Below are 26,909 nucleotides of genomic sequence, written 5' to 3'. Positions count from 1 at the left end.
TGCTTGTTCACATTTCTGAGCAAGTGTTTTTTTCGTCAATAATACTTGACAAAGCTGTAAACTACCAGAGAAATAAAGCTAATTTAATGGGGAAATCAGGTATTTTGTTTTGTAAAGTGAGCAAAGAGATGCAGGAAGATTTAATTTTTTCTAATGTTTGACAGTATTGTTTGGCTTGTTTTAATAAGGGAAAACTCGCTTTTTTAGAGCTTTTGTGGTAAAATGGCGGTTAAGAGGTTTGTGATGAAAAAATTTCGTTTTATTCCAATTCATTTTGTAATCATGGGCGTTATTTCCTTTGGAATTTTAGCTATTTTATTACGAGTTTTTGGTAGCAGCATTCTGATGTTATCTGCGCTTTTTTTGGTGCTTGCTCTTTTGATTTTTCTATTGATTTACCAACAAAAAAGTTATGAAATTGATGAAGTGGAACAAATCCAGTATGTGAATGATCAAGCAGAAAATAGTTTGGCATCATTGCTTGAAAGAATGCCGGTTGGTGTTGTAAAAGTTGATCAAACATCTGGAAATGTAGAATGGTTTAATCCTTACGCAGAGTTGATTCTTACCAATGAAGACGGTGAATTTGATGTGGACTTGTTGCAAAAAATTACCAAAACACCATCTGAGGGTGCTGGATCGTATGCAACAATTGGGGATACAAAATATTCGGTCTACTTAGATCATGCTTCAAGTGTGTTTTACTTTTTTGATGCTTCTAGTGAGTATGAGGCTACTTCAGAATTAGTAACGACAAGGCCAGTTATTGGTATTATTTCAGTCGATAATTATGATGATTTAGAGGATGTTGTCTCAGATTCAGATATTAGCCACATTAATAGCTTTATCGCAAATTTTGTCTCTGAATTTGCAGAAAAATATGCCATGTTTTCTCGTCGTGTGGGAATGGATCGTTTCTATATTTTTACGGATTACACGGTGCTAGATCGGTTAATGCAAAATAAGTTTGCAGTTATTGATCAGTTTAGGGAAGAAGCTAAAAAGCGGGAAATTCCTCTCACATTGAGTATGGGCTTCTCTTATGGTGATAGTAATCATGAGCAGATTGGTAAAGTGGCTCTCTTAAACTTGAATCTTGCTGAAGTTCGTGGTGGTGATCAGGCTGTTGTCAAAGAAAATGATGAGTCAAAGAATCCTGTTTACTTTGGTGGTGGCTCAGCTGCATCGGTGAAACGGACACGTACTCGCACGCGAGCTATGATGACTGCTATTTCGGATAAGATTAAAAGTGTGGACCAAGTTTTTGTAGTTGGACACAAAAATTTGGATATGGATGCGCTTGGTTCTGCTGTGGGAATGCAAGTATTTGCTAGTAATATTATTGATCAGACCTATGCTGTTTATGATCCTCATCAAATGGCTGCGGATATTGAGCGAGCAGTTCGCAGGCTGCAGGATGAAGGGGAGACCAACCTTCTTTCGGTCGCTGATTCGATGACAATGGTGACCAATCGTTCTCTGTTGATTATGGTGGATCATTCAAAAACAGCTCTGACCTTATCAAAAGAGTTTTATGATTTGTTTAACCAAATTATCGTCATTGATCACCACAGAAGAGATCAAGATTTTCCGGAAAATGCTGTTATCACTTATATCGAAAGTGGAGCAAGTAGTGCCTGTGAATTGGTAACAGAGTTGATTCAATTCCAAAATTCTAAGACAAAACGCTTGAGTAAAATGCAGGCTAGTGTGTTGATGGCTGGGATTATGCTGGATACGAAGAAGTTTTCTTCTCGTGTAACCAGTCGGACGTTTGATGTGGCGAGCTATTTACGCACGCGCGGAAGTGATAGTGTGGCTATTCAAGATATTTCAGCAACGGATTTTGATGAATATCGTGAAGTGAATGAGTTGATTTTGAATGGTAAGAAAATTTTGCCGAATGTACTCGTTGCGACAGGTGTAGAAGAAAAATGCTATGATACAGTTGTTATCAGTAAAGCAGCAGATGCTATGTTAGCTATGTCAGGGATTGAAGCTAGCTTTGTCGTTAGTAAAAATAAGCAAAACAGTGTTTCGATATCTGCTCGTAGTCGTAGTAAAATCAATGTCCAACGTATCATGGAAGAACTGGGTGGAGGCGGTCATTTCAATTTAGCAGCAGCGCAAATTCCTGACCAGACAATTGCTCAGGTGGTTCATAGCTTAAATGAAATTATTGTTCGTGAAGTACTAAAAGATAAGGAGTTAGAAGAATGAAAGTAATCTTTTTAGCAGATGTAAAAGGTAAAGGAAAAAAAGGTGAAATTAAAGAAGTGCCTACTGGCTATGCACAGAATTTTCTGATTAAGAAAAATTTTGCCAAAGAGGCGACTGCAGCAGCTATCGGCGAGCTTCGCGGAAAACAAAAATCAGAAGAAAAAGCACACGCTGAAATGCTAGCTGAAGCGCAAGCCATTAAGGAAAAGTTGGAAGCAGAAAGTACAATTGTTGAATTTACTGAAAAAGTGGGACCAGATGGACGGACTTTTGGTTCTATTACTAGTAAAAAAATTGCTGAAGAGTTGCAAAAGCAATTTGGAATTAAGATTGATAAACGATTGATTCAAGTCAAGAATCCTATTCGTTCTGTTGGCTTGATTGATGTGCCAGTGAAAATTTATCAAGATGTGACGAGTGTGATTAACTTACGTGTAAAAGAAGGCTAATGAAAAAATGATTTTTTAAGAGAGGAGGTCTTATGGCAGATATTGATGAATTGCGAGCACAACCGCAGGATATTTTAGCAGAGCAATCTGTTTTAGGTGCGATTTTTATTGATGAAAGTAAGCTAATCTTTGTTCGTGAATATATCGAGCCAACTGACTTCTTTAAATATGCTAATCGGTTAATTTTTAAAGCGATGATTGACTTGGCAGATCGAGGCGATGCCATTGATGCGACAACTGTTCGTAATATTTTAGACAGTCAGGGTGATTTGCAAAATATCGGTGGCTTGTCTTACTTGGTTGAAGTGGTCAACTCAGTACCGACTTCTGCCAATGCTGAATATTATGCTAAGATTGTAGCAGAAAAAGCTGTTTTGCGCCGGTTGATTGCGCGGCTGACAGACTCTATCAATCTAGCTTATGATGGTGCCAGTCCTGCAGATGAAATCATTGCTGGGGCTGAAAAAGCGCTGATCGATGTTAGTGAAAATTCTAGTCGAAGCGGCTTTAAAAATATTAAAGAGATTTTGAATCTTAACTTTGGTAGCTTGGAAACGCGGTCTCAGCAAACTTCTGATATTACAGGGATTGCGACAGGTTATCAAGATTTGGATCACATGACCACAGGACTGCATGAAGAAGAGTTAATCATCGTGGCAGCTCGTCCTGCGGTTGGTAAGACCGCTTTTGCTCTTAATATTGCTCAAAATATTGGAACAAAGCTAGATAAAACAGTCGCTATCTTTTCTTTAGAAATGGGGGCAGAAAGCCTAGTAGACCGAATGCTAGCAGCAGAGGGGTTAATTGAATCACATTCAATCCGTACAGGACAATTGACGGATGAAGAATGGAGCAAGTATGCAATTGCACAAGGAAATCTAGCAGAAGCTAGTATTTACATTGACGATACGCCAGGAATTCGGATTACAGAAATTCGTTCGCGTGCTCGAAAATTAGCGCAAGAAACAGGAAATCTTGGATTAATCTTGATTGACTACTTGCAGTTGATTACAGGGACTGGTCGAGAGAATCGTCAGCAAGAAGTATCTGAAATCTCTCGTCAATTAAAGATTTTGGCAAAAGAGTTGAAAGTGCCAGTCATTGCGCTGAGCCAATTGTCACGGAGTGTGGAACAGCGTCAGGACAAACGGCCTGTTTTGTCAGACATTCGTGAGTCGGGTTCTATTGAGCAGGATGCAGATATTGTTGCATTTTTATATCGAGATGACTACTATGAACGCGGCGGTGAAGAACCTGAAGGGCTTCCAAACAACAAGGTTGAAGTGATTATCGAAAAGAACCGTAGCGGTGCGCGTGGTACGGTAGAATTGATTTTCCAAAAAGAATACAATAAGTTTTCAAGTATTTCCAAGAGAGAGGAATAAACAATGAGTGATGCATTTACAGATGTTGCAAAAATGAGAAAAATTAAAGAAGAAATCAAAGCCCATGAGGGCAAAATGGTAGAAATGACTCTTGAAAATGGCCGTAAACGTCAAAAAAATAAGCAAGGGCGCTTGATTGAAGTTTATCCTTCTTTGTTTATCGTTGAATATACAAGTAATGGAGGTCAACCGGGTGAGATTGAAAATACTTATGTCGAATCTTACACTTATTCAGATATTTTAACGGAGAAAAATCTCATTCGTTATTTGGATTGAGAATAAATAGGTTTTAATGGCGAAAAACTGCTTTGATTGATGTGGCTGGAGTGAAAAATGATTAAAAATCTAGTTTTTGATTTTGGCAATGTTTTAATTGAATGGAACCCTGCTAAGATTTTAGCTGCTTTTGTAAAAGAAGAAGACCGTAAGCGCGTCGAGGCTGCTATTTTTGATTCGGGACTTTGGGCTCAGACAGATACTGGACAATTAACTTTGGAAGCAGCCATTCAGGCGGCTCAAACATTGCTAGATAGTTCTTATTCTGCTACTGTTGAAGCCATTTTTACTCATTGGTATGAGACAGTGGATGTTTATCATCAGCTACAAGAGAAAATTTTTGAATGGGCTCAGCTGGGGTATGGCATTTATATTTTGTCTACTACAAGTGAGATATTTTATGCAGTTGAAAATGCAGGTTTATTACCGATGACGAAAGTTTTGACTGGGAAAATCCTTTCTTACGAAGTAGGGTTTGCAAAGCCAGATAAAAGCATCTATCAAAAGTTACTAACTCAATATGCATTGCACGCTAATCAATGTGTATTTATAGATGATTTACAGATAAATTTAGATGCTGCTAAAAGTCTAGGATTTGAAACTATTTTAGCAACATCTGAACAGCAAAATATAATTGCGATAGAGGAATTGTTGAAGAAGAAAGGTTATTGTCATAGAAAGAAATAATCTGGTAAAAATCCGTCTTTACAGATGGGATTTTTTTTGATATAATGGCTTTTGTGTGAAATAGCAGCAGGAAAGCATGAAGCTCGTCAACAGAACATCAGCTATAAAAGTAGCCTTAGCTGTTTGGGCGAAAATGTTCTGCACGAATCAGAGCTTTCTAAGTGACTATTTCCACCGAAATAATATTATTAGGAGGACATAAATATGTCACGTTATACAGGACCATCTTGGAAACAAGCTCGTCGCCTTGGCCTTTCACTTACAGGTACAGGTAAAGAATTGGCACGTCGTAACTACGTACCAGGACAACACGGACCAAACAACCGTAGTAAATTGTCAGAATACGGTTTGCAATTGGCTGAAAAACAAAAACTTCGCTTCACTTATGGTGTAGGTGAAAAACAATTCCGTAACTTGTTCGTACAAGCAACTAAAATCAAAGGTGGAATCCTTGGTTTTAACTTCATGCTTCTTTTGGAACGTCGTTTGGATAATGTTGTTTATCGTCTTGGACTTGCAACAACTCGTCGTCAAGCTCGTCAATTCGTAAACCACGGTCATATCCTTGTTGATGGAAAACGTGTAGATATTCCTAGCTACCGTGTATCTGTTGGTCAACTGATTTCAGTTCGTGAAAAATCACTTAAAGTACCTGCAATTCTTGAAGCGGTTGAAGCAACTCTTGGACGTCCAGCATTTGTATCATTTGATGCTGAAAAATTAGAAGGTTCATTGACTCGCTTGCCAGAGCGCGACGAAATCAACCCAGAAATCAACGAAGCGCTTGTCGTTGAATACTATAATAAACAACTTTAATCGATGGATTATCAGAGGTTGGGAATCTTCCCAGCTTCTTTTTTTGTTGTAAAGATTACGAAGAAAAGCCCTAGAGAGCTTGTGGGTGCTACTAGGGCAAGGTATAAGAAATATTCTAATCCAACATTTTTAAAAGAAAATCTGCCATTTGTTCAGGGCTTTCTTTTTTTCCTCTAGCAATCCACATTTGACAAACTCCAAAAAAGGCGTTTGTCAGGTAAACATAGCTGTATTCTTTCTCCACTTGACTTAGTAGTTTACTACTAAAGCGCTCTTGTAGGTCTTCAGCCAGCATGATTTGGAATTTATGGCGTAAAAATGTTTGAATTTCTTTTGTTCCGTTTTCTGTTAACAAAACAGAAAGGAGGGATTCGCGTGTGAGAAAATCAAAAACTTCTATAATCGCGCTACGCTTGTCTTGAGCATACTTCTCAAAAATGTATTCTAACTTATGAAAAAGTTTTTGCTGATAATGCTCAATCATGTCATATTTATCTTTGTAATGCGTGTAAAAACTACTGCGACTAATGCCGGCAGTCTTGGTCAACTTGACAGTACTAATCTGGTCGAACGATTCGTGTTCCAGTAGTTCTACCATAGCGTTTTCAATAATCATTTTTGTTTTTTGACGTTTGTTACTTTCTATCATTCTACCTTCCTCTTTTGAACAATTTTATACAACATGTCTAAAAACCAAATTTTTCTCTTGTGAAAAATTTCAGAAACTGTATAATCTATTATATCAAATATTTAGACAATGTGTATAAAAATATTTCAAAAAATAAAATTTTTATACAGAGTGTCTAAGATAGAGGAGAAAAAATGTTCAACGAATGGAAAGCAATTTTTAAAAAACCACTCTTCATTATTGTCATGATTGGTGTTTCCTTGATTCCTGCTCTTTATAATGTGATCTTTTTGAGCTCCATGTGGAATCCTTATGGTAAAGTTTCAGAATTGCCAGTGGCGATTGTGAATAAAGACCAACATGCGACATTTAACAACAACACCTTATCAGTTGGTGATGATATGGTGAAAAGTCTTAAAAAGAATGATGCTTTGGATTTTCATTTTGTATCTGAAGGAAAGGCTAAGAAGGGCTTGGAGAAAGGTGATTATTATATGATTATCACGCTTCCAAGTGATTTATCTCAAAAGGCTGCTAGTATTCTGGATAATAAACCACAAAAGATGCAGATTGATTATCAAACGTCTAGCGGGCACAGCTTTATTGCCAGCAAGATGAGTGATTCGGCTATGACGCGGCTTCAACAAACTGTCGCTAACAATGTGACAAATACATACACGACGTCTCTCTTCAAGAGTATGAATAGCTTGAGGAAAGGCATGACAACAGCTGCTTCTGGTAGTGGGCAACTCGCTTCTGGCGGTCAACAATTAAAAGACGGTAGTCAAACTTTGACAGATAATTTGAATACTTTATCTAGCTCTAGCATAACGTTTGCAGACGGCGCTAATACATTGACGACAGGTTTGGGAACCTATACGCTTGGGGTGCGTCAGCTGTCAGACGGAATTGGTACGCTATCGACACGCCTTTCAGCTTATACGTCAGGTGTCGGTCAATTGGCTTCTGGGACAGATACGCTTTCAAAAGGTCTGACAGACTATACAAATGCTGTTGGTCAATTGGCTTCTGGCTCAGATACATTATCAAAAGGTCTGATAGGGTATACAAGTGCTGTTGGTCAATTGGCTGACGGTTCAGGGCAATTATCAGATGGCTTAACTACCTATACCAATAGTGTGGTAAATCTTGCAGGTGGCGCAAATCAATTAAACGGTCAATCGCAAAACTTATTAGCTGGTGTTAATCAATTGAGTGCTTCTAATGGAGAAATTCAAAAATTATCAAGCGGCGCGCATCAATTAGCTACGGGGCTGAACACGTTAATGACGACTGTTCAACAATCTGGCATGACTGCTGAACAAATCCAACAGCTACAGGATTTGCAAGCAGGTTTAACTACTGTTCAAACCGCTCTGTCAACTGGATCAGACTTGTCAGCCGCTAAAGCAAGCATGACGACTGCTTTAAGCGATATGGAAACGGCTGCGAACACACTTGCCAATAGTGCGACGACAGACAAGGCTACGATTGCAACTAACGTGGCTGCTACAGCTGCTTATCAAAAGTTAAGTGCTAGTGAGCAGGCAGAAATCAATGCTGCGATTTCGCAAACTCCAAGTCAAACTGCTACGACTGCGGCAAGTCTATTGACAAATATTCAAGCGCTCAAGACGCAAGTGACGAACTTGCCAGAGCAATCTTCTAATCAACAAAGCGTAGCTGTCATCGGACAAGCGAAAGGTGCGCTTTCAGAGCTTCAAACGAGCGCACAACAATCCCAAGCAAAAATCCTTGCAGCTTTGCAACAATCAACTGCGGGTGCTAATCAAGTAGCAGCAGGTATTGATCAATTGCAAACGAGCTTAGCAGCAGGTGCTGGTCAATTGGCAAAAGGTGTAACCGACTACACCAATGGGGTTGCGCAGATAACAGCAGGAGCTAATACCTTATCTAGTAAGAATGACCAATTGACATCTGGTATGGCGAAAATCAGTTCAGGTTCTAAGACCTTGGCTGGTAAGAATAGTCAGTTGACATCTGGTATGGCGAAAATCAGTTCAGGTTCTAAGACCTTGGCTGGCAAAAACAGTCAATTGACATCTGGCATGGCAAAAATCAATTCTGGAGCTAATCAATTGGCGGCTAATAATGGTCAAATTGACGCTGGTTTAGCAAAATTAGCAGACGGCGCTAGTCAATTAGTGAACAACTCTGCGGCTCTTGTGTCAGGGGCAGGCAAACTATCTGACGGTGCTGATCAAATTGCGAATGGTTCTACGAAGCTGGCAGACGGCAGCTCAACTATCACGTCTAATCTGGGAGCACTTGTGTCGGGTGCGGACAGCTTAACAGCCGGTTTGACAGACGCCAAAGATCAATTATCCACGGTGACAACCAATAAAGCCAACGCCAAGGCGCTTGCAAATCCATTGACAACGAAGAAAATAGATAAAGACCATGTTGGTAAAAATGGTATTGGGATGGCACCATACATGATTTCTGTGGCACTCTTTGTAGCAGCTATTTCAACCAATATCATCTTTAGCACGTTACCTTCTGGTAAGAAGCCAAAGACACGTATGGAATGGTTGAAAGCACGTATTCAAGTCAACGGCATGATTTCTCTCTTAGCAGGTTTGTTGGTGTACGGTGCGGTACATATGATTGGCTTAACCGCCAACCACGAATGGGCAACGCTTGGTATCATTCTTTTGACCAGCATGTGCTTCATGGCTGTGGTGACGGCTCTGGTAACGTGGAACACTAAGCTTGGTGCTTTCACTTCTTTGATTTTGTTATTGTTGCAACTCGCCTCTAGTGCGGGTACTTACCCACTGCCATTGACGGATAAGATTTTCCAAGATGTCAATCCTTGGTTGCCGATGAGCTATTCTGTTTCGGCTTTGCGTCAAACGATTTCGATGACGGGGCAAGTTGGCGGACAAGTTGCCTTCATGACAATCGTTCTGCTGCTCTTTGTTGGTCTTGGTTTCTTGGTTTACAATCCAAATAAAAAAGAATTAGTTTAATCAAAAAGAGGCTGGGACACTAACATAATCACCCACAGGAAAATGAAATCGGGGAAGATGATGTATAAACAGTGTTCCAGACTCGTTTATTTCTAGAATGAAATTCAACCTGCGGGGTGGATGACAACATCGTTTTTTTACGAAATATCGATGTTTGTCCCACCCTTTTTAAATCAAACCGAAATGGGCAAGGGCATGTGGAATGCCATTTTCATCATTAGAGCGCGTGATGAAAGTGGCTGCTTCTTTGACGGCTGTTTGGCTATTGCCCATTGCAATGGGATAATCTACTGTTTCAAGCATGGTCAGGTCATTGAGTCCGTCTCCGAATGCGTAAGTCGGTGCTTTATCTGCTAGCAAGGTCAGCAGGTGCTGAATCCCAGAGCCTTTGTTACAGCCGTGCGGCGTGATGTCTATCGAGTAAGGGCTGTTACGGAAAAAGTGCAGTTCAGGGATTTCTGTCTGATACTGGGTGTCTTTTTCAGGCTCCTCACTAAAAATGAGCAACATCTGACAAGGCTGGTTTTGATAAATGGTTGGCCCGACTTGGGGCAGGTCTTGATGAAAATATCGGAAATTCCGCTGAACAGTCAGACTGAGCGCCGTCACACGCATTTCTCCTTGCGAATAAAAACCGAGGTCGTGCTCATTTTCCTTTGCCAGTTGCAGGAGCTTGAGAATGCTGTTTTGTGCAATTCGTCCTTCAAACAGGAATTGCTTTTCATGGAGGATTTCCATGCCATTTAGCAAGATAGCGGAATGAATCCCAGCGTCTTCCAGAACTGTCCCCATTTCTCCGCGCCCGCGCCCCGTACAGATAATAGGCAGAAAGCCGTTGGCTCGTAGTTGGGCAATGGCTGTTTTGTTGTCTGCTGGGACTTGTCCTTGGCTATCAACCAAGGTGCCGTCAATATCAAAAAATACAAATCCGTTGTAAGTCATTTGCTTCTCTGTCTCCTTTAAGGTGCTGAAGTTCCACGTGAAACATGAGAAAAAGGGGAAGTACGATGCTGTTTGACTTCTTCTTTCAAGTTTTCGAGCAAGGTCATTTCTTCTGTCAGCTCAAGCAACTGGAGCCCCTTCTGGATAAGGGCGTCGTCTCCTTGGCAAATACCCAGGCGAACCTGAGCAAAGCCGAGCTTGTCGTATCGTTTTGTTTGCTTGGCGAGCGGTAAAATCATCTCGGTGATACGCTGGCAATCGTCAAGGCGGTTGTTGTAAAGGTAGATGGTCGAAAGGTTGGCTAAAATGGAGAATTGTGTACTGTGAATTTCTTTGTAATGCTTATACTTGTTGAGACTGGCTAAGATTTTTTCCGTTATATTTTGAATAGTTTCTAGTGGGAAGAAATAAAGAATGACACTTAGTAAATTTAGGTCACTTTCATAAAAAGTATCTCGTTTTTCTAAATCTGTCCATAACTGTTGAGCTAAAACTTGTGCTTGACTACTGATTTTATTTTTTCTAATTTCAATTAGTATGTTTGCCATACGCAAAATATTGCTAACGGGAATATCATGATGAGCTTTCAAGTAGTCCTCACACTGTTTGGTTAAATCCAATAATTGTTCTGTTTCAACGACAGACAAATAATTTTTAAATTGTAAGATGATCTTCATTCTGTGATTTGAATGATAATAATCACAAATATATTCAAATTCCCCAAAACTCATGTCAATCTGGTGGAGCAGAAATTCCATGGTTTCATAGCTGGGAACGGATTGGTTGCTTTCAAACTTGGAAAGATTGGAGCGAGAAATCCAATCTCCGCAAATCTCTTGCTGGGTGATTCCCTTTGCTTTTCGAATCGTCTTGTAAACTGTGCCAATATCCCAACGCATAGGCGACTCCTTGTGTTAAATATGAAATGTGAAAATAGTGGGCATTTTGTGAATGCCTTTTCATCATATTATATCATATAGATGAAAGGAGAAAAAGTGATGAAGAAAAATACCTTTTCTGCTTCTGCGTTCCATTAAGGACTGTGTGTTAAAACTGTTTTGAAAGTGGTTAATCCTCTTTTTCAGAAAATTTCCTATAATTTCCCATTCATGTTATACTAAATGAGATGATTTTTCTGGATTTCGTTGGCTGATGAGGTGAGGCGAGACAATTTCATTTCGTCCGCGCAGCTGACAAGGCAAACTGATTGTCGTTCACTCCGTCCGCCCGGCGGACGAGATAAACTACTTTTGATTCATGTTGTCCGCCGGGCGGACGGAGTGAACCAAAAGTAAGGGAAACTTTCCGCCGGGCGGACGAAGCAAACAAAAAGTAGTTGAGGTCATCCGCCGCGCTGACGGAAAAAGGAGAAGTCATTGAAACGGTCGCTTTAAGTGACAAGTAAAAAAGGAAAGAAGGAATTTATGAAGCAAGAAAAGCTCATTGGACTTAAAATTAGTAATCTCCGTCATGCGGAATTCACGCAGTTTATCACTCGTTTTTTAGACGATGTGGAGAAAGAAGCGCTCGACTTTAAAAATGAGGACGTCATTACCGCTCTCGTCAAGAAGATAAAAGCAGCCTTGCCTGCTTATCAAGCCTCTCTCGGTCAGATTCGAGCGAGTGAAAAGTCAGCTTCGATTAGTGCGGCTGACGAATTGCGCGACGCTGATTTGCAAGCTCTTCGCGATGCGCTGAAACCGTATCGGGCAGCCAAGCGGGAAGAGGAAAAGTCAGCTTATGCCAGCTTGAAACGCTTGTTTGACCAATACAAAGACGCTCATCAGAAGCATTACGAGGAAGAAACAGCCCTCATTGTCAGCTTACTGGACAAGCTAAAAACAGCCCCATATAAGGAGCAAGTGGGGACTTTAGCGCTTGGGAAATTCGTTGAAAATCTGACCGAAAGCCACTCGACTTTTGAACAACTTTTTGCTTCTCGCTCCCAAGAGAAATTGCAAAAAGTGAGCTATGATGTCAAGCGATTGCGCAAAGAAGTGGCGACGCCTTACCAACAGTTGGCGGACTATGTAGTGATTTTGCACCAAGTCAAAGACGATAGCTTTTATGCGACCTTCCTTTCCGTGCTCAACAACAGCCGCAAGCACTATGCGGATGTCCTTGCCCGTCGCAAGGGCAAAGAGCCTAAAGCAGAAGCAGGAAAAGTAGCAGAAATCAACTAACATTTCTCCTTCATCTTACTTGAAGTTTGTCTATCAGAGTGGTAGGATAAAGGCGAAGAGGAACGAGCAGAAAATTAGAAAGTGTGATGGGATGATAAGATTTCATTTTAATAACGAATTTTGGTTTCGGTGGCGGTTTTATCTGTTGAGTATGATAATATTCTTTTCCTCGGTCGATCCTTACGCGAAATTGGACGTGTTCAATGTGATTTATTTTGCTGTGCTGGGAATATTTCTGCTCTTGCAGATCTTTGTGCCAGAGTGTTCGCATAAGCGATCCTATCCAGTAGGCAGCTATCACTTTAACTGGGAATTTTATAATGACATTTCTTTGTATCTGATGTTTTATTTTTTACGTACTTTCTCTTCTGGTCCGAGAAGCAGCCATGATGTATGGTACTGGATTTTGCTGGTAGCAGATATTCTCGTTATTTGCACTTTTTTTATCAAAAAAGAAAAAGCAGAGAAGAGTGAAGAATAAGATTGCGCTAGCTTCTATTTTCTATTTCATTCTACAGACATCTATTAAACACCTCCAGAAAATGGGGGTGTTTTGTTTTCTTTAGCTTTCTTTTAAGGATTTGCCCGTAAACTACGTGGATAAATGATACGAAGGAGAGCAATCGCATGGCTAAAAAAACATTTAAAGATAAATTTCAACGGATAGAAACTAAGTACGTCATCTCAAAGGAAACGTTGGCAGATTTGCTACAGGAGTTTGAAGCGTATATGGCAGAAGATGAGCATGCCTATTCAACGATTGACAACCTCTACTATGATACGTCAACCTATCAGATGATTCGGGAGTCTTTGGAGAAACCTTATTTCAAGGAAAAATTGCGCGTGCGCACCTATGATGCCAGTCCTCAGGCTGATAGCCAAATCTTTTTAGAAATCAAGAAAAAAGTGTGTAATGGCAAAGGTAGCAATTCTGGTGGACGGTGATGATAGACAAAAGAGGCTGGGAGAACCCAACCTCTTTCGTTTGACCTTCGCTTAGTCGTCAAGGTGTGATAGTGTTTTAATTGCTAACCATTGTGATAGGATTAAAACTAAGAAAAATATATGAAATAATAAATCACGTATAATTGGCATATTTCTACAAATAAATAAAGAAATGAAAGGGGAACAAACAAACCAAATAGCTTGAAAAATAACAATCTTTTTTTCATGTTTAGTAACCTCACTTTTTCCTTTTTCAACCTAAATGTATCACAAAAATAAGAAAAAACAAGTCTATTTTAAAGGAAAATTTATGATATAATAAAGTTGATAACGTTAAAAAAACTAGAGCGAAACAACTCTAGTTTTTTGCATGCTCAGCCTAAAATCTCTAGAATCTCTGTCAAATTATCAATAGTCCAATCTGGTGTTTCTGCTGGATTCGTTATGTGGTTCAAGTGGCTAAATCCCTGTCGGATCCAAATGGTTTGCATTCCAAGTTGTTTAGCCGGAAGAATATCATTGTCCAAACGGTCGCCAATCATCACAGCGTGTTCAGCCAAACAGTTCGCTTGTTGGAAAGCTAACTCAAAAATAGCGAAATCGGGTTTTGCCAAGCCAACATCGGCAGAGGAAATCACCAGATCAATCCAAGAATCAATACCAAATCTTCTCAATCTTGCCTGCAAGTTCGGTAACTGGTTGGCAATAATCCCAATTTTGTAGTGTTGGTGGAGAGTTTTCAGCACATTCTTACAATCAGGATAAAGCACCTCTAAATCAGACCTCCAAGACGGACGCTTCAGACCATAATCGTTCAGAGCTTCCGCATCGCCTTTTTTATTTTCCTTAAAATAGTGGTTCATAGTTTGATAAAATGCCGCATAAGAAATATTAGTATCCGCAATAGCCTGTTCAATCCGATCTTGGTAGGCTTTTTCTTCGTTTACCAAAGTTGAGCCAACATCAAAGAATAACCAATCAATCTGTTTCATGCTGAACCTCTAATAAAGATTGATGTCTCCACTGACAGCTTGGATAGCAAGAGAATCTGTAGAAGTTGATACTTTATGACGGATTGTGTTGCCAATGATTTGGTGGCTCGGCTGGAGCTGATCAGAGATAGAAATGTCTCCGTGCACTGTTTCAAGATCATAGCTGAAATCATGGTGCAGCAGATGAAGTGAAATATCTCCGCTAGTTGTTTGAATGAAAGTCTTACCAGCAATTTCTAAAGAATGCGTGTCGAGATCCCCTGACACAAGAGACAGCTTACAATCCGTCAATTTGGCATGTGCCAGATGGATATCGCCACTGATAAGGGTAACATCGGTTTGTTGCAAATGGCAATGCCGCATAGTCAGATCGCCACTTGAAAGCTCAATCGTTCCTTTTTGTGTTTGAAGATGAGATACAGCTACATCACCAGAAGTTGCTTGAAGTGAGAATGATTGAAGAATCTTGCCATTCGGGATTTGAATGCAAATGGGATGATTATCAAAACCGTTTTTCATGACATTAATAATCCAGTCCAAACCGCTGTAATGTGTGCTGCCTTTTTCTGTAATGTGCCACTTCTCGTTTTGAACAGTAGAAATGATTTGATTGTTGCCTTTTCCATTATAGTATTTGATGTGGAAAAAATCATCAGGTGAAGGCTCAATCAGAATATCTTGCGTGGTGATATCAATATGCAATTCAGAGATTCTTGCATAGTCTTCAAAGATATAAGCATTGTCGGTATATGATTGGTGATTGTGTGCAGATGACTGGTGTTGAGGACGAGTTGACGTTTTTTCTGCTTGATTTGCTGAAAGTGAGCGAATAATCTCTTCGGCTGCGTCTTTGGAATCTCCCAACTCCTCAATGACTTGTGCTTCATTTTCAGGTCCGGCTTCTTCAAAGTATTCCGTAAAATAATCCATTGCTTCTTTATAATCTGCTTCTGGCAATGTTTTCAAGTATTTCTCTAGTGCGGCTAAATAGTCAGTTTTTGTCATGGCGAATGCCCCCTTCTATGATACCGTTGACTGTCGCTGTATATAACTTCCACTCCCTTTTAAGGGTGTTTAACTGCTTTCGTCCCTCTGGAGTAAGGGAGTAATACTTCCGTTTTCGACCTTGATATTCTTGCGAGTAAGTTGTTAAGTAACGATTCTTTTCTAACTTTTTTAAAATAGGATATAAGGTTGATTCCTTGATATTGGCAATCAATTTAATCGTTTGGCTAATCTCATAGCCATAGGAATCTTCACTTTCCAAAATCGCTAGAATGAGAAATTCAATTAGGGTAGAAGATGTTGGAAAATACATGAGCCACCTCCTATGTATAATATTTTTATATATAATTTTTCTATACATAGTATAGTGCTTTTCACTTTCAAAGTCAAGAAAATATATAAAATTTTTATATATTTTTAAAATGTAAGTCTAAAACTATTTTCTTTTCTAGTTTTTTGAGACAGCACATCTGTGATTTCCCTAGGTTTGTTGTAAATAAACCTTAATTCTAGCTTAATTCCTCAATTAAAGAATGTTTTGTATTGAAAAATAGCGTTAGAAAATGGTAAAATATATTAAGTCTTATCTAGAAGTAAGACAAAAGTGATGAATATGATGAAAAAACATAAAATAATTTTTAAATTTCTTGGACAGACGCTGCTTTATTTTGTGATATTTCTAGCGTTGCTTTATTTCTTTAATTATCTTGGTCAAGGCCAAGGTGGTTTTATCTATAATGAATTTTAGGAGCAGACTGTGACCAATTCAGTAATTAACGACATGATTGAAACGATTGAGTATTTTGCTCAGTCTCAACCAGATTTTCCAGTTTACAATGTTCTCGGAGAAGTTCATACTTATCATGATTTGAAAGTGGACTCGGATTCGCTCGCTGCAAAGATTGACAGCCTTGCGCTTCCTGAAAAGTCACCAGTGGTGGTGTTTGGTGGGCAAGAATACGACATGCTGGCAACCTTTGTAGCTTTGACGAAGTCAGGGCATGCTTATATTCCGATTGATAGTCATTCAGCTCTGGAGCGCGTGACAGCGATTGTGGAAGTGGCACAGCCTAGTCTCATCATTGCAATCAATGACTTTCCGCTGAAAGATGTGAACATACCAATTCTTGACTTGGCAGCAGTTCAAACTGCTTTTGCAGCCAAACATCCTTACGAAATTACACACCCTGTTAAAGGTGATGATAATTACTATATCATTTTCACTTCGGGAACGACTGGAAAGCCAAAGGGTGTGCAAATCTCGCACGATAATTTGCTTAGCTTTACCAACTGGATGATTACAGATAAGGAATTTGCGACTCCAGCTCGTCCGCAAATGTTGGCGCAGCCACCTTATTCTTTTGACTTATCGGTTATGTACTGGGCGCCAACCTTGGCACTTGGAGGAACACTTTTTGCAGTTCCGTCTGCTATTACGCAAGATTTCAAGCAGCTGTTTGAGACTATTTTGAACTTGCCAATCGCTATTTGGACATCAACACCGTCTTTTGCAGATATGGCGATGCTGTCTGAGGATTTCAATGCTGAAAAAATGCCAGGCATTACGCATTTCTACTTTGACGGAGAAGAATTGACGGTTAAAACAGCTCAAAAATTGCGTGCTCGTTTTCCAAATGCACGTATTATCAATGCTTACGGTCCGACAGAAGCAACTGTGGCTCTATCTGCTGTTGCTATAACGGATGATATGCTGACAAATATGAAACGCTTGCCGATTGGCTATACCAAAGCGGATTCTCCAACTTTTGTGATTGATGAAGACGGAAACAAATTGCCAAATGGTGATCAAGGAGAAATCATTGTATCTGGACCAGCTGTATCAAAAGGCTATATGAACAACCCAGAGAAAACAGCCGAAGCATTTTTTGAGTTTGAAGGGTTACCAGCCTATCATACAGGCGATGTTGGTACTATGACAGATGAAGGTTTACTGCTTTATGGCGGTCGTATGGATTTCCAAATCAAGTTCAACGGTTTTCGTATTGAATTAGAAGATGTTTCCCAAAACCTGAACAAGTCTCAATATGTGGACTCAGCTGTGGCTGTACCGCGTTACAATAAAGATCATAAAGTACAAAACCTTCTAGCCTATGTCATCCTGAAGGACGGGGTTAAGGAACAATTTGAGCGTGAGATTGATATCACCAAAGCTATCAAAGAAGATTTGCAAGATATTATGATGTCTTATATGATGCCTTCCAAATTCCTTTATCGGGATTCCTTGCCATTGACACCAAATGGTAAGATTGATATTAAAGGTTTGATTAGCGAGGTCAACAACCGATGATGGATTTCATAAGACAGCTTCCTCACTTGGAACCGTACGGGGATCCGCAGTATTTTGTTTATATCATTTTAGCCGTTTTGCCAATCTTTGTTGGTTTATTCTTCAAAAAAAGATTTCCCATTTACGAAGCTCTGGTCAGCTTTGCTTTCATCATATTTATGTTAATTGGACCTAAATTAACACAAATCTATGCTTTACTGTTTTATGTTCTTTGGCAAATGCTTTGGGTCTGGTCTTACAAAATTTATCGAAAAGCAAGAGACAACAAGTGGATATTCTACTTGCACATTGCTTTGTCTATCCTACCGCTTTTCTTTGTAAAGGTAACGCCAGCTATTTATGGTCATCAATCACTCTTGGGCTTTTTAGGAATTTCCTACTTAACTTTCCGTTCAGTAGGAATGATTATTGAGCTGCGGGATGGTGTTCTAAAAGACTTTAACTTATGGGAATTTCTACGTTTCATGCTCTTTATGCCAACTTTTTCAAGTGGGCCGATTGATCGTTTTAAGCGGTTCAATCAAGATTATGAAAATATCCCTGAGCGTGATGAACTGCTAGATATGTTGGAGCAATCCGTTCAATACATAATGCTTGGTTTCTTATACAAGTTTATTCTTGCACATATTTTAGGCTCAATGATTTTGCCTCCTCTCAAGCAATATGCAGTGCAAATGGGTGGTATCTTCAACCTGCCAACTCTAGGAGTGATGTATGTATTTGGATTGGATTTATTTTTTGACTTTGCGGGTTATTCCATGTTTGCCCTTGCCATTTCCAATCTAATGGGAATTAAAAGTCCGATTAACTTTAACAAACCATTTATCTCTCATGATTTGAAAGAGTTTTGGAATCGTTGGCATATGAGCCTGTCATTCTGGTTTCGTGATTTTGTATTTATGCGGCTAGTCACAGTACTTATCCGAAACAAAGTTTTTAAAAATCGGAATACCACTTCAAGTGTCGCTTATATCATCAATATGTTGGTCATGGGCTTTTGGCACGGAGTCACTTGGTATTATATTGCTTATGGACTTTTTCATGGTCTAGGACTCGTTATCAATGACGCTTGGGTGCGGAAGAAAAAGACCATCAATAAAGAGCGGAAAAAGAAGAATTTGCCACTATTACCAGATAACAAATGGACACAAGCAGTGGGGATGTTTATCACCTTTAATGTTGTAATGTTTTCATTCTTAATCTTCTCAGGATTTTTGAATGACTTATGGTTTAAAAAATAAAAAAGGAGTTCTCTAATGGACGTAAAAGCAGAAGTATTAGAAATTATTGATGATTTATTTATGGAAGATGTATCAGACATGATGGACGAAGATTTGTTTGATGCAGGAGTTCTGGACAGTATGGGAACGGTTGAATTGATTGTTGAATTAGAAAACCGTTTTGACATTCATGTTCCCGTCTCAGAATTTGGTCGTGATGATTGGAATACTGCTAATAAAATTATTGAAGGCGTAACGGAGCTTCGTAATGCTTAAACGATTGTGGCTCATTTTAGGCCCAGTTTTCTGCGCCCTTTTGATGGTGGTGGCTTTACTATTTTTCTACCCAACCAAGCAACAACATGATTACCAAGCTGAAAAGCGCTCAGCTGTTACTTTGACGGCGGGAAGTTTCAAGGGAAGAACGCAAAAAGTACGTGCTTTGACAGATAAGAAGCACCGCTTTGTTCCTTACTTTGGTTCAAGTGAATGGCTGCGCTTTGACAGCATGCATCCTGCGGTTTTGTCAGAAAAATATAAGCGGAATTATCGTCCATATTTTTTGGGACAACGTGGAGCGGCATCTCTCACACAATATTTTGGGATGCAACAAATGCTCCCGCAGTTAAAAAATAAGCCAGCTGTCTATGTTGTCTCTCCTCAATGGTTTACTAAAAAAGGCTACAGTCCAGCAGCATTTCAACAATATTTCAATAGTGATCAATTGACTAGTTTCTTGCGCCAGCAAGAAGGAGACATTGATGCTCAATATGCGGCGAAGCGCCTCCTGCAACTGTATCCTACGGTGGCTATGAAAGACAATGTAAAAAAAATAGCTAATCATCAGAAACTGTCAAACTTTGACAAACAGTACGTCCGTCTTATCAGCCGTTTAAATAAACGTGAGGATGCCCTTTTCAATTCTCTTTTTGCCGAACGTAATGAGAATTATGAAAAATTGGTACAGCCTCAAATTAAGCGTTTGCCAGATAAATTTTCTTATCAGGATTTGGAAGAATTTGCGACAAAAGATGCTCAAAGAAACACGACTAATAATGATTTAGGAATTGATAATAAATTTTATAAGCATCGCTTGCGGAAACGTATTAAAAAGTTTAAAGGAAAGCAAGCAAAGTTTTCTTATACCAAATCTCCCGAGTATAACGATTTACAACTTGTTTTGAAGCAATTTGCCAAGTCAAAAACGAATCCAATTTTTGTTATTCCTCCTGTCAATGCGAAGTGGATGGCCTATACTGGTTTGAGTCAAGAAAAATACCAACAAGCAGTGAAGAAAATTCGTTATCAGTTGGAAAGTCAAGGTTTTACCAATATCGCGGACTTTTCAAACGATGGTGGGAAGCCCTACTTTATGCAAGATACCATTCACATGGGCTGGCTTGGCTGGTTGGCGTTTGATAAGGCTGTCAATCCTTTTATTTCCAATCCTAAGCCTGCTCCGACTTACCAGATGAATGATCGATTCTTCAGCAAAGAATGGGCAAATTATGACGGAGCAATTGAGAATTTTAAATAAGAAAAATAAAACACGAACACAAATTAACTAGTTGGTTGCTAGTTTGCTTGTCCGTGTTTTTTTATATGGGGAACTAGAGAATTTTATGAATCTGTCAGCTTTTCTATTGTATTTTGGCAAGATAGCTGTTAATCCAAGACGTATTGCTCAATTGCTTGAGCGACACCATGATTATTATTGGTGTGGGTAACGGCTGCAACTTGCTCTTTGACTGCTTTAGGAGCATTTCCCATAGCCACTCCTAATCCGGCTAATTTCAGCATGGGGAGGTCGTTGAAATTATCACCAATTGCCATGACTTGCTGGAGAGGAATTTGGTAAAAATGAGCAATCTCTTGAAGAGCATTTTCCTTAGAAACCTGTTTAGCTGTAACTTCTAGATAATTCTCTTTGGAAAGATAAAAGGCTGTTTTAGGAAAATTTGTGTTTTGCAGAGAGTCGTGAAGATTTTGGATGGTGATCGCTTCACCTATCAGAAGAAGTTTGTGAATAGAAGCACGATCTTCTACAACAGAGACTAGAGATTGAAGGATGGGATTTTCACCGGTAATATCTGCTTCCTCCTGAACCCATTTGTCAATCTGTTCAGCAAACCAATCCTTTCCTGAATAGAGATTAATAGCTACAGCTGGAAACTTCTCTTGGACGAGCTCTAGCAAATACTGAACTTCTTTTTTATCCAAAGCGTGTTCCATTAAAACATCATAATTCTGGGAATTTCCTTTGATGACAAGAGCGCCATTGTAGCAAGCCAATGGATTGTCAATGAGACCAAGTTGCTGTGCGATTGGCTCCATGCCAAGTGGTGAACGCGCAGATGCCAACACAAAAGGGATTCCTTTTTCCTGCAAAAGAGGAAGCTGTGTTTTTAGCTGATAATCAACTTGGTGTTGGTCATTTAAAATAGTACCGTCAATATCGCTTATGACAAGGCGGATAGGTCGTTTGTTCATAAAATTTCTTCCTTATAAGCATGATATCATTGTGGGGTGATAATCAGAATGTTCATTTTCTTCTTTGTTATTATTTTAACACAAAAAAGAATTTTTGAAAGCGGTTTAGCTGTTTTCTATTAAGACAAATTTAAGCAAAACAAGGTATATTATAACTAATCCTAAAAAACTTTTTTCATCATAATCTCCTAAACAAAAAGCAGTCTTTCTGTACTGCCCCCAAAAAGTTAGACAAAAAATATTAGTGAAAGGATTTAGTTCTGTACTGCACAGGACTAAGTCCTTTTAGTTTTGTTTTAATCCGTTTATTGTTGTAATAAACAATATAAGTTGCAATAGCTTTCTCCAGCTCATCAAGCGATTGATAACTCTTCTCATAACCGTAGAACATCTCCGATTTGAGGATGCCAAAGAAGGACTCCATCATCCCATTGTCTGGACTATTGCCCTTGCGAGACATAGATGGGACAATTCCTTTCGCTTCTAAGAATTGATGATAAGACTGGTGCTGATACTGCCAGCCTTGGTCACTGTGGAGAATGGTTCCCTTGTAGGTTCCAGCAGGAAAAGCCTTGGCTAACATTGTTCTGACCTGGTTCAAGTCAGGTGAACGTGACAAGGTAAAGGCAATGATTTCACTATTATACCCATCTAAAATAGGAGACAGGTAGAGCTTTCCATTGACGTTTGGTAAGGCAAATTCGGTTACATCTGTATAGCACTTTTCGTAAGGCCTAGAGCCTTCAAACTGACGCTGAATGAGATTCTCTGCTTTCTTACCAATCTCCCCCTTGTAAGAAGAATATTTCCGTTGACGGCGAATTCGAGCTTGTAGCCCCATCACTTGCATCAATCGCTGAACTTTCTTGTGATTGATATGAAAACCACGATTTTTCAGTTCAAGATGAATTCGACGATAACCATAGTTTCCCTTGTGCTCATCATAAATCAATTGAATTTCAGCTTTTAACTCTTGATCCTTGTCTGGTTTATCTAGCTGTTTTAGCTGGTAATAGTAAGTTGCACGAGAGAGTTTAGCGGTAGCTAGTAGGAAACTTAATCGGAATCCTTCCTTGACCATCTCTCTAATTGTCTCTGCTTTTCGCGCTGTAAGGCTTCGTCCCTTAAGCGTAACTCCCTCAACTTTTTTAGATAGGCATTCTCCGTTCTAAGACGCTCGTTCTCTTCTTGAAGTCGCTCTAGTTCCGTCATTTCTTCCCAAGTTTTCTTTTTCTTACGTCCCATCTTTGGTGGTCTCCCTCTTTGTTTCTCAACAATAGTATAGCCGTTTTTCTTATATTGTGCCAGCCAATTTGGGAGAGTCCCCCTGTTAGGAAGGGCAAAATCGAGAGAGACTGACAATTGAGAACGCCCTTCAAGAAGAACTTGATGAAGGATTTTTTGCTTTAGTTCAGGAGAATAATAAGTCTTCTTACCTCTCTTGACAATGTCTACTCCATGCCTATCAATTAGTCGAATCAGATATTCGATCCCTGACTGATTGAGGTTAAACTGTTTTGATAATGACTTGAGAGTTGCGCCGCTTTTTCGCAAGTAATAGATTTGAACCTTGTCTTCATAACTTAATTTCATAAAAATAACATCCCAAAAGTTAGAGTTTTCTTGTCTAACTTTTGGGGTGCAGTTCATTTCTCGATTGCTTTTTTGTATGGAATTCATGTTATAATGAAATCATGTTATCAAAAGAATTTAAACACATCATGCAGACAGATACAGTCGCAACGGCTAAGTCCTTGTTAGGTATGCAATTGTGCTTAGACGGACAAGTGTTGGGACGAATTGTTGAGACAGAAGCCTATTTGGGAGCTAAAGATAGTGCTTGTCATAGTGCGTGTGGCAGACGAACACCGAAAAACGAGTCTATGTATTTATCTGCTGGACACTGGTATGTCTATCAAATCTACGGACATCAAATGCTGAATCTAGTCACAAGGGCTGAGAATGTCGCAGAAGCCGTCTTGATTCGAGCCTTGGAATTACCAGACGGTACATTGCTTGCCAACGGCCCAGGAAAATTAACCAAATTTGCAGGGATTAGCAAGGAATTTGATGGTCAAGGTTTGACTACTTCAAGATTGCAATTGGTAGAAAATGCTGTCCCGCTTCAAATTGGCTCGCGCTCTCGAATTGGCGTGACTTGCACAGATGAATGGCGAGCTGCGCCTCTAGGCTTTTATGTTATGGGCAATCGGCACGTTTCTAAAATTTCGAAGGTAGGTTTATTGCCAGATGCTAAGACATGGAAAATAGATAATTAAAAAAACAGAGTGGAGAAAAGAACCCAACAACTGAAAAAGGTTCACTTTCCATTCTGTTTTTGATTTTTATAAAATTTTATTAGATTTTTCTACATAGAAGAGGGCAATAATCATAATGATTGTAAGAATGAGCAAGACACATACAGCAGGTAGCCAAGAATGGAAGAAATCGGCACTATAACCAAATAGAGCTGGTCCAAAAGCAGCTAGTAAATAACCACCTGTTTGTGCTAAGCCAGATAGCTGAGCAGTTTGTTCAGGGCTACTCGTTTTTGTTGAAAAAGTAACCATAAGATATGGGAAAAGAGCACTCACAGCTGACCCAATGAGGATATTGGCAATAAGCCAATAAAAGAAATCATTCGTTTGAATTAAGAGCATGCTAATACCAAGGATACCCGCAGCAGAGATAATTGCTAACATTATCATACGATGACGAGGAGACAGCCGTGTTGTCAAGCTAGGAATGGTCATTGAAAAAGGTAGACTAATCAAGTTAAAGACAGAGGCTAAAACTCCAGCAGAAGCATTTGAAATGCCGGCTTGTGTTGCCATAGTTGGTAGCCAGGTTAGGCAAGTATAAAAAAGCAATGATTGCAAGCCACCAAAAATAATAATAGCCCAAACTTTTTTATTTTTCCAGATAGAGTTACCTTGTTGCTCTTTATTTTTGTTCACTAAGAAATGGTTATAAGATGTATTTGGTAGCCAAATCAAAAATGCTAAAAGACAAACCATTGTCAAAAAAAGGACAAGACCTTGCCATGAAGTTGCTTTTGTTATCGGCACTGCAATAGAAGAAGCAATAGCAGTCGATAACCCCATAGAAGTGACATACATCGTTGTCAATAGCCCGATCCGATACGGTTGGTTGGCTTGAATGACGCTTGGCAGTAATACGTTAAGCACCGCAATGGAAGCTCCAATGAGAATGGTTCCTATATAAAGAAGTGGTAGATTAAAAATCCGAATGAAGGATCCAATGGTAAGCAGAGCAAGGACGAGAGTAAAAAGCCGTTCGAGCCCAATTTTGCTCGCTAAACGCGCCGAAAATGAAGAGCAGAGAGCAAACATGATTAAGGGCAGACTGGTCAAAAGACCGAGGGAATTAACTGAAACATGAAGCCCGTTGGCAATGTCTGTTAAGACAGTTGGAAGCGTTGTAAAGGGCGTCCGCAAAGCGACACCCACCATGATAATTCCTGGTAATAAAAAGATAGAATGTTGTTTTTTCATAAATTCTCCTAGAAGAGTTCTTAAAAAAATTATACCATAGAGATAGCCAAAATTATAGCCCTATATTAGTGCATTAGCTCAAGATAGTAGGCTGTAATAGTGGCTTCATCGATTTTATTTCGTTGTCCCAACCACCAAGTAACTGTTTCGATAAAAGTTGTTGTGACATAGTTTTTTAAAAATGGTTCTGGTAAATTAGATTTTTGTGTCAATAGCTTTTCGCGAATGAGAGGAAAGAGATAGTGTTCTAGCTCTAATTTTAAACGATTAATAAAATAGATATTTTTAGATAATAATAAAGTGGCTATTTTATCTTGATTTTTCCTGAAATGGTAAAAAATATGAGCTGTTGCATCAAAAAGCTCACTTGCTTGGTATCGTTCGACAAATGTATGTTGGAACAAATCTTGACACATTTCTTCAAGTAGTGCTTCTTTTGTCTCAAAATGAGCATAGAAAGTCGACCGACCGACATCTGCAAGGTCAATGATTTCTTGAACTGTGAGGGACTCATAGCTTTTTTGATTCAAAAGAGTGAGAAAAGCCTGATAAATGGCTGTGCGTGATTTTTTAACTCGTCTATCCATCATTTCCGAACAAATCTCCTTAAATGTACACTATCAAACGAAGCATTAGATTTGTTTCTTGTTTCCTCCGTTAAAATAGTAGATAATATAATTGAACAAAGTGTTTTGTTTTGAATACATTATACAATAAATAAAATCAAATCTCAATGTGCGATTAGAAGGAGACAATAATGAAATCAAGCAAAAATGTCTGGATTGCATTTCTATTAAACTTTTCTTTTGCAGTTATTGAATTTATCTTTGGAGTTCTTTTTAATTCTAGTGCTGTGTTAGCAGATGCGGTGCATGATACGGGTGATGCCCTAGCGATTGGTTTATCAGCATTTTTTGAAAAAATTTCCAATAGACGAGGTGATAGAAACTATACATTAGGCTATAAACGGTATAGTTTGCTGGGAGCTATGTTGACTTCTACCATTTTAATAGTGGGTTCTATTCTCATTCTGGTTGAAAATGTACCCAAATTGTTTGCGCCTGAACGGGTAAATTACGACGGTATGCTTATCTTGGGAATTTTTGCAATTGTAATCAACTTTGCAGCCAGCAGGGTGGTTAGTCATGGACGGACGCACAATGAATCCATTCTGAGTCTGCATTTCTTAGAAGATATTTTAGGCTGGTTGGCTGTGATCTTTGTATCCTTCATTCTTCGTTTTACAAACTGGTATTTCCTTGACCCATTGCTTTCACTCATCATTTCAACCTTTATCTTGAGTAAAGCACTACCAAAGTTTTGGGAAAATGTTCAAATCTTTCTTGATCACGTACCGAGCGATGTAAATCTGAATGACCTTTATGTAGAAATTCAAACAATTGAGAATATCCAAGCAATAACTCAGTTAAATGTTTGGACAACCGATGGACTAGAAAAATTTGCGATGATTCATATTTGCATGAAACATCCCGAACAACAAGCAGAAACTCAGCAGCTCATTCGCCAACATCTCAAAATGTATGGAATTACAAAAGTCACCATTCAGACAGACGAAAGTTTAGATGAGCATGAAGAATGCTGTATTGGCGAGCAACAGTGAGGGGCAAAAAGTTTAAGACAGATGTTTTAAACTCTTTATTTGTATGTTTTCTTTTTAATGATTGTTGAAAATTCTACTTTCATAAAATGGTTGATTATTTTAGGTAATCATTGTATTATTCAATTAGATATAGTATACTTCATTTTAAAAACAGGAGGTATCTGTCATGAAAAAATCAATTAAACAAAACAAAGAAGTTATTGGAGGATAGCATGGAAACAAAAGCATGGCTAT

At 39.1% G+C, this 26,909-nt stretch carries 26 protein-coding genes and 1 pseudogene; 17 read left to right on the top strand and 10 right to left on the bottom strand.

The annotated features are described in order from the left end of the window. The first annotated feature begins 243 nt into the window (after positions 1-243). The 6 genes from EHW89_RS09190 (at position 244) to rpsD (ending at position 5,833) form a co-directional block, all read left to right on the top strand. Positions 244-2,220: a DHH family phosphoesterase gene (locus EHW89_RS09190; RefSeq protein WP_126467977.1), complete on the top strand. Its 1,977-nt coding sequence runs from the start codon at positions 244-246 to the stop codon at positions 2,218-2,220. Then, complete coding sequence (gene rplI, locus EHW89_RS09185; RefSeq protein ID WP_022526743.1) at positions 2,217-2,669, top strand: 50S ribosomal protein L9; 453 nt, start codon at positions 2,217-2,219, stop codon at positions 2,667-2,669. The genes EHW89_RS09190 and rplI overlap by 4 nt, the downstream gene beginning before the upstream one ends. Positions 2,670-2,701: 32 nt before the next feature. Next, on the top strand, positions 2,702-4,054 hold the full coding sequence (dnaB, locus tag EHW89_RS09180) for a replicative DNA helicase (RefSeq protein WP_126467975.1): 1,353 nt from the start codon (positions 2,702-2,704) through the stop codon (positions 4,052-4,054). 3 nt (positions 4,055-4,057) lie between these two features. After that, positions 4,058-4,330 carry a Veg family protein gene (locus tag EHW89_RS09175; RefSeq protein WP_003026751.1) on the top strand — a complete coding sequence of 91 codons (273 nt, stop codon included), beginning with the start codon at positions 4,058-4,060 and terminating at the stop codon, positions 4,328-4,330. Between the two features lie 57 nt (positions 4,331-4,387). After that, complete coding sequence (locus EHW89_RS09170) at positions 4,388-5,017, top strand: HAD family hydrolase (RefSeq protein WP_126467973.1); 630 nt, start codon at positions 4,388-4,390, stop codon at positions 5,015-5,017. 204 nt (positions 5,018-5,221) lie between these two features. Next, complete coding sequence (gene rpsD, locus EHW89_RS09165; protein WP_126467971.1) at positions 5,222-5,833, top strand: 30S ribosomal protein S4; 612 nt, start codon at positions 5,222-5,224, stop codon at positions 5,831-5,833. Positions 5,834-5,948: 115 nt separating this feature from the next. On the opposite strand, the gene EHW89_RS09160 is transcribed toward rpsD, so the two are convergent. Further along, complete coding sequence (locus EHW89_RS09160; protein ID WP_126467969.1) at positions 5,949-6,482, bottom strand: TetR/AcrR family transcriptional regulator; 534 nt, start codon at positions 6,480-6,482, stop codon at positions 5,949-5,951. A 173-nt stretch (positions 6,483-6,655) separates the two neighbouring features. Here EHW89_RS09160 and EHW89_RS09155 point away from each other — a divergent pair, with 173 nt between their 5' ends. Further along, positions 6,656-9,454, top strand: a complete 2,799-nt coding sequence (locus EHW89_RS09155) for a YhgE/Pip domain-containing protein (protein ID WP_126467967.1) — start codon at positions 6,656-6,658, stop codon at positions 9,452-9,454. Between the two features lie 168 nt (positions 9,455-9,622). On the opposite strand, the gene EHW89_RS09150 is transcribed toward EHW89_RS09155, so the two are convergent. Then, positions 9,623-10,396 carry a Cof-type HAD-IIB family hydrolase gene (locus tag EHW89_RS09150; RefSeq protein WP_126467965.1) on the bottom strand — a complete coding sequence of 258 codons (774 nt, stop codon included), beginning with the start codon at positions 10,394-10,396 and terminating at the stop codon, positions 9,623-9,625. A gap of 17 nt (positions 10,397-10,413) precedes the next feature. Next, on the bottom strand, positions 10,414-11,295 hold the full coding sequence (locus EHW89_RS09145) for a helix-turn-helix domain-containing protein (protein WP_022526749.1): 882 nt from the start codon (positions 11,293-11,295) through the stop codon (positions 10,414-10,416). A gap of 525 nt (positions 11,296-11,820) precedes the next feature. Between EHW89_RS09145 and EHW89_RS09140 the strand changes: the two genes are divergently transcribed. From EHW89_RS09140 to EHW89_RS09130, 3 genes and pseudogenes are all read left to right on the top strand, one after another. Continuing rightward, a complete protein-coding gene (locus EHW89_RS09140) occupies positions 11,821-12,579 on the top strand; it encodes a DUF6261 family protein (RefSeq protein ID WP_126467963.1) in 759 nt (252 codons plus the stop codon). 205 nt (positions 12,580-12,784) lie between these two features. Further along, complete coding sequence (locus tag EHW89_RS09135) at positions 12,785-13,060, top strand: hypothetical protein (RefSeq protein WP_226997575.1); 276 nt, start codon at positions 12,785-12,787, stop codon at positions 13,058-13,060. Positions 13,061-13,206: 146 nt separating this feature from the next. Continuing rightward, positions 13,207-13,488: pseudogene (locus EHW89_RS09130) on the top strand (VTC domain-containing protein); the annotation flags it as partial. Between the two features lie 410 nt (positions 13,489-13,898). Here the strand turns inward: EHW89_RS09130 and EHW89_RS09125 are convergent. The 3 genes from EHW89_RS09125 to EHW89_RS09115 are packed head-to-tail and all read right to left on the bottom strand — an operon-like array spanning position 13,899 to position 15,834. Continuing rightward, the gene (locus EHW89_RS09125; protein WP_126467957.1) at positions 13,899-14,516 is read right to left on the bottom strand and encodes an HAD family hydrolase; all 618 of its coding nucleotides are present in this window, start codon (positions 14,514-14,516) and stop codon (positions 13,899-13,901) included. 9 nt (positions 14,517-14,525) lie between these two features. Then, positions 14,526-15,521 carry a DUF4097 family beta strand repeat-containing protein gene (locus EHW89_RS09120; protein WP_126467955.1) on the bottom strand — a complete coding sequence of 332 codons (996 nt, stop codon included), beginning with the start codon at positions 15,519-15,521 and terminating at the stop codon, positions 14,526-14,528. Then, positions 15,508-15,834 carry a PadR family transcriptional regulator gene (locus tag EHW89_RS09115; RefSeq protein WP_126467953.1) on the bottom strand — a complete coding sequence of 109 codons (327 nt, stop codon included), beginning with the start codon at positions 15,832-15,834 and terminating at the stop codon, positions 15,508-15,510. Before EHW89_RS09115 ends, EHW89_RS09120 begins: the two co-directional genes overlap by 14 nt. Before the next feature lie 303 nt (positions 15,835-16,137). On the opposite strand from EHW89_RS09115, the gene EHW89_RS09110 reads away from it, so the two are divergent. From EHW89_RS09110 to dltD, 5 genes are read left to right on the top strand one after another with little or no spacing between them, the layout of a single operon-like run. Continuing rightward, positions 16,138-16,269, top strand: coding sequence for a teichoic acid D-Ala incorporation-associated protein DltX (locus tag EHW89_RS09110; RefSeq protein ID WP_021002226.1), 132 nt, complete (start codon positions 16,138-16,140; stop codon positions 16,267-16,269). Positions 16,270-16,302: 33 nt separating this feature from the next. Then, positions 16,303-17,829, top strand: coding sequence for a D-alanine--poly(phosphoribitol) ligase subunit DltA (gene dltA, locus EHW89_RS09105; protein ID WP_405194487.1), 1,527 nt, complete (start codon positions 16,303-16,305; stop codon positions 17,827-17,829). Beyond that, the gene (gene dltB, locus EHW89_RS09100; RefSeq protein WP_126467949.1) at positions 17,826-19,070 is read left to right on the top strand and encodes a D-alanyl-lipoteichoic acid biosynthesis protein DltB; all 1,245 of its coding nucleotides are present in this window, start codon (positions 17,826-17,828) and stop codon (positions 19,068-19,070) included. The genes dltA and dltB overlap by 4 nt, the downstream gene beginning before the upstream one ends. A 15-nt stretch (positions 19,071-19,085) precedes the next feature. Next, positions 19,086-19,325, top strand: coding sequence for a D-alanine--poly(phosphoribitol) ligase subunit DltC (dltC, locus tag EHW89_RS09095; RefSeq protein WP_003026725.1), 240 nt, complete (start codon positions 19,086-19,088; stop codon positions 19,323-19,325). Continuing rightward, entirely contained in the window at positions 19,318-20,586 is a 1,269-nt protein-coding gene (dltD, locus tag EHW89_RS09090) for a D-alanyl-lipoteichoic acid biosynthesis protein DltD (protein ID WP_126467947.1), read from the top strand. Before dltC ends, dltD begins: the two co-directional genes overlap by 8 nt. Before the next feature lie 128 nt (positions 20,587-20,714). On the opposite strand, the gene EHW89_RS09085 is transcribed toward dltD, so the two are convergent. Both EHW89_RS09085 and EHW89_RS09080 read right to left on the bottom strand, forming a co-directional pair. Continuing rightward, positions 20,715-21,539: a Cof-type HAD-IIB family hydrolase gene (locus EHW89_RS09085; RefSeq protein ID WP_126467945.1), complete on the bottom strand. Its 825-nt coding sequence runs from the start codon at positions 21,537-21,539 to the stop codon at positions 20,715-20,717. Positions 21,540-21,780: 241 nt separating this feature from the next. Beyond that, a protein-coding gene (locus tag EHW89_RS09080) for an IS3 family transposase (protein WP_126466448.1) occupies positions 21,781-23,132 on the bottom strand; the annotation gives its coding sequence in 2 pieces (ribosomal slippage) (positions 21,781-22,670 and positions 22,670-23,132; 1,353 coding nt in all). Positions 23,133-23,233: 101 nt separating this feature from the next. On the opposite strand from EHW89_RS09080, the gene EHW89_RS09075 reads away from it, so the two are divergent. Beyond that, positions 23,234-23,818, top strand: a complete 585-nt coding sequence (locus EHW89_RS09075) for a DNA-3-methyladenine glycosylase (protein ID WP_126467944.1) — start codon at positions 23,234-23,236, stop codon at positions 23,816-23,818. A 66-nt stretch (positions 23,819-23,884) separates the two neighbouring features. Here EHW89_RS09075 and EHW89_RS09070 read toward each other — a convergent pair whose 3' ends face one another. Together EHW89_RS09070 and EHW89_RS09065 are read right to left on the bottom strand one after the other, a co-directional pair. Then, positions 23,885-25,054 carry a CynX/NimT family MFS transporter gene (locus EHW89_RS09070; protein ID WP_126467942.1) on the bottom strand — a complete coding sequence of 390 codons (1,170 nt, stop codon included), beginning with the start codon at positions 25,052-25,054 and terminating at the stop codon, positions 23,885-23,887. A gap of 65 nt (positions 25,055-25,119) precedes the next feature. Continuing rightward, positions 25,120-25,641, bottom strand: coding sequence for a TetR/AcrR family transcriptional regulator (locus EHW89_RS09065; RefSeq protein WP_037593732.1), 522 nt, complete (start codon positions 25,639-25,641; stop codon positions 25,120-25,122). Between the two features lie 170 nt (positions 25,642-25,811). On the opposite strand from EHW89_RS09065, the gene EHW89_RS09060 reads away from it, so the two are divergent. Beyond that, on the top strand, positions 25,812-26,675 hold the full coding sequence (locus tag EHW89_RS09060; RefSeq protein WP_126467940.1) for a cation diffusion facilitator family transporter: 864 nt from the start codon (positions 25,812-25,814) through the stop codon (positions 26,673-26,675). The last annotated feature ends 234 nt before the right edge of the window (positions 26,676-26,909 follow it).

The sequence above is a fragment of the Streptococcus periodonticum genome (assembly GCF_003963555.1).
Classification (GTDB): Bacteria; Bacillota; Bacilli; order Lactobacillales; family Streptococcaceae; genus Streptococcus; species Streptococcus anginosus.
Note: the sequence above shows the minus strand (reverse complement) of the source record. Positions and strands in the feature narration are given on the sequence as shown.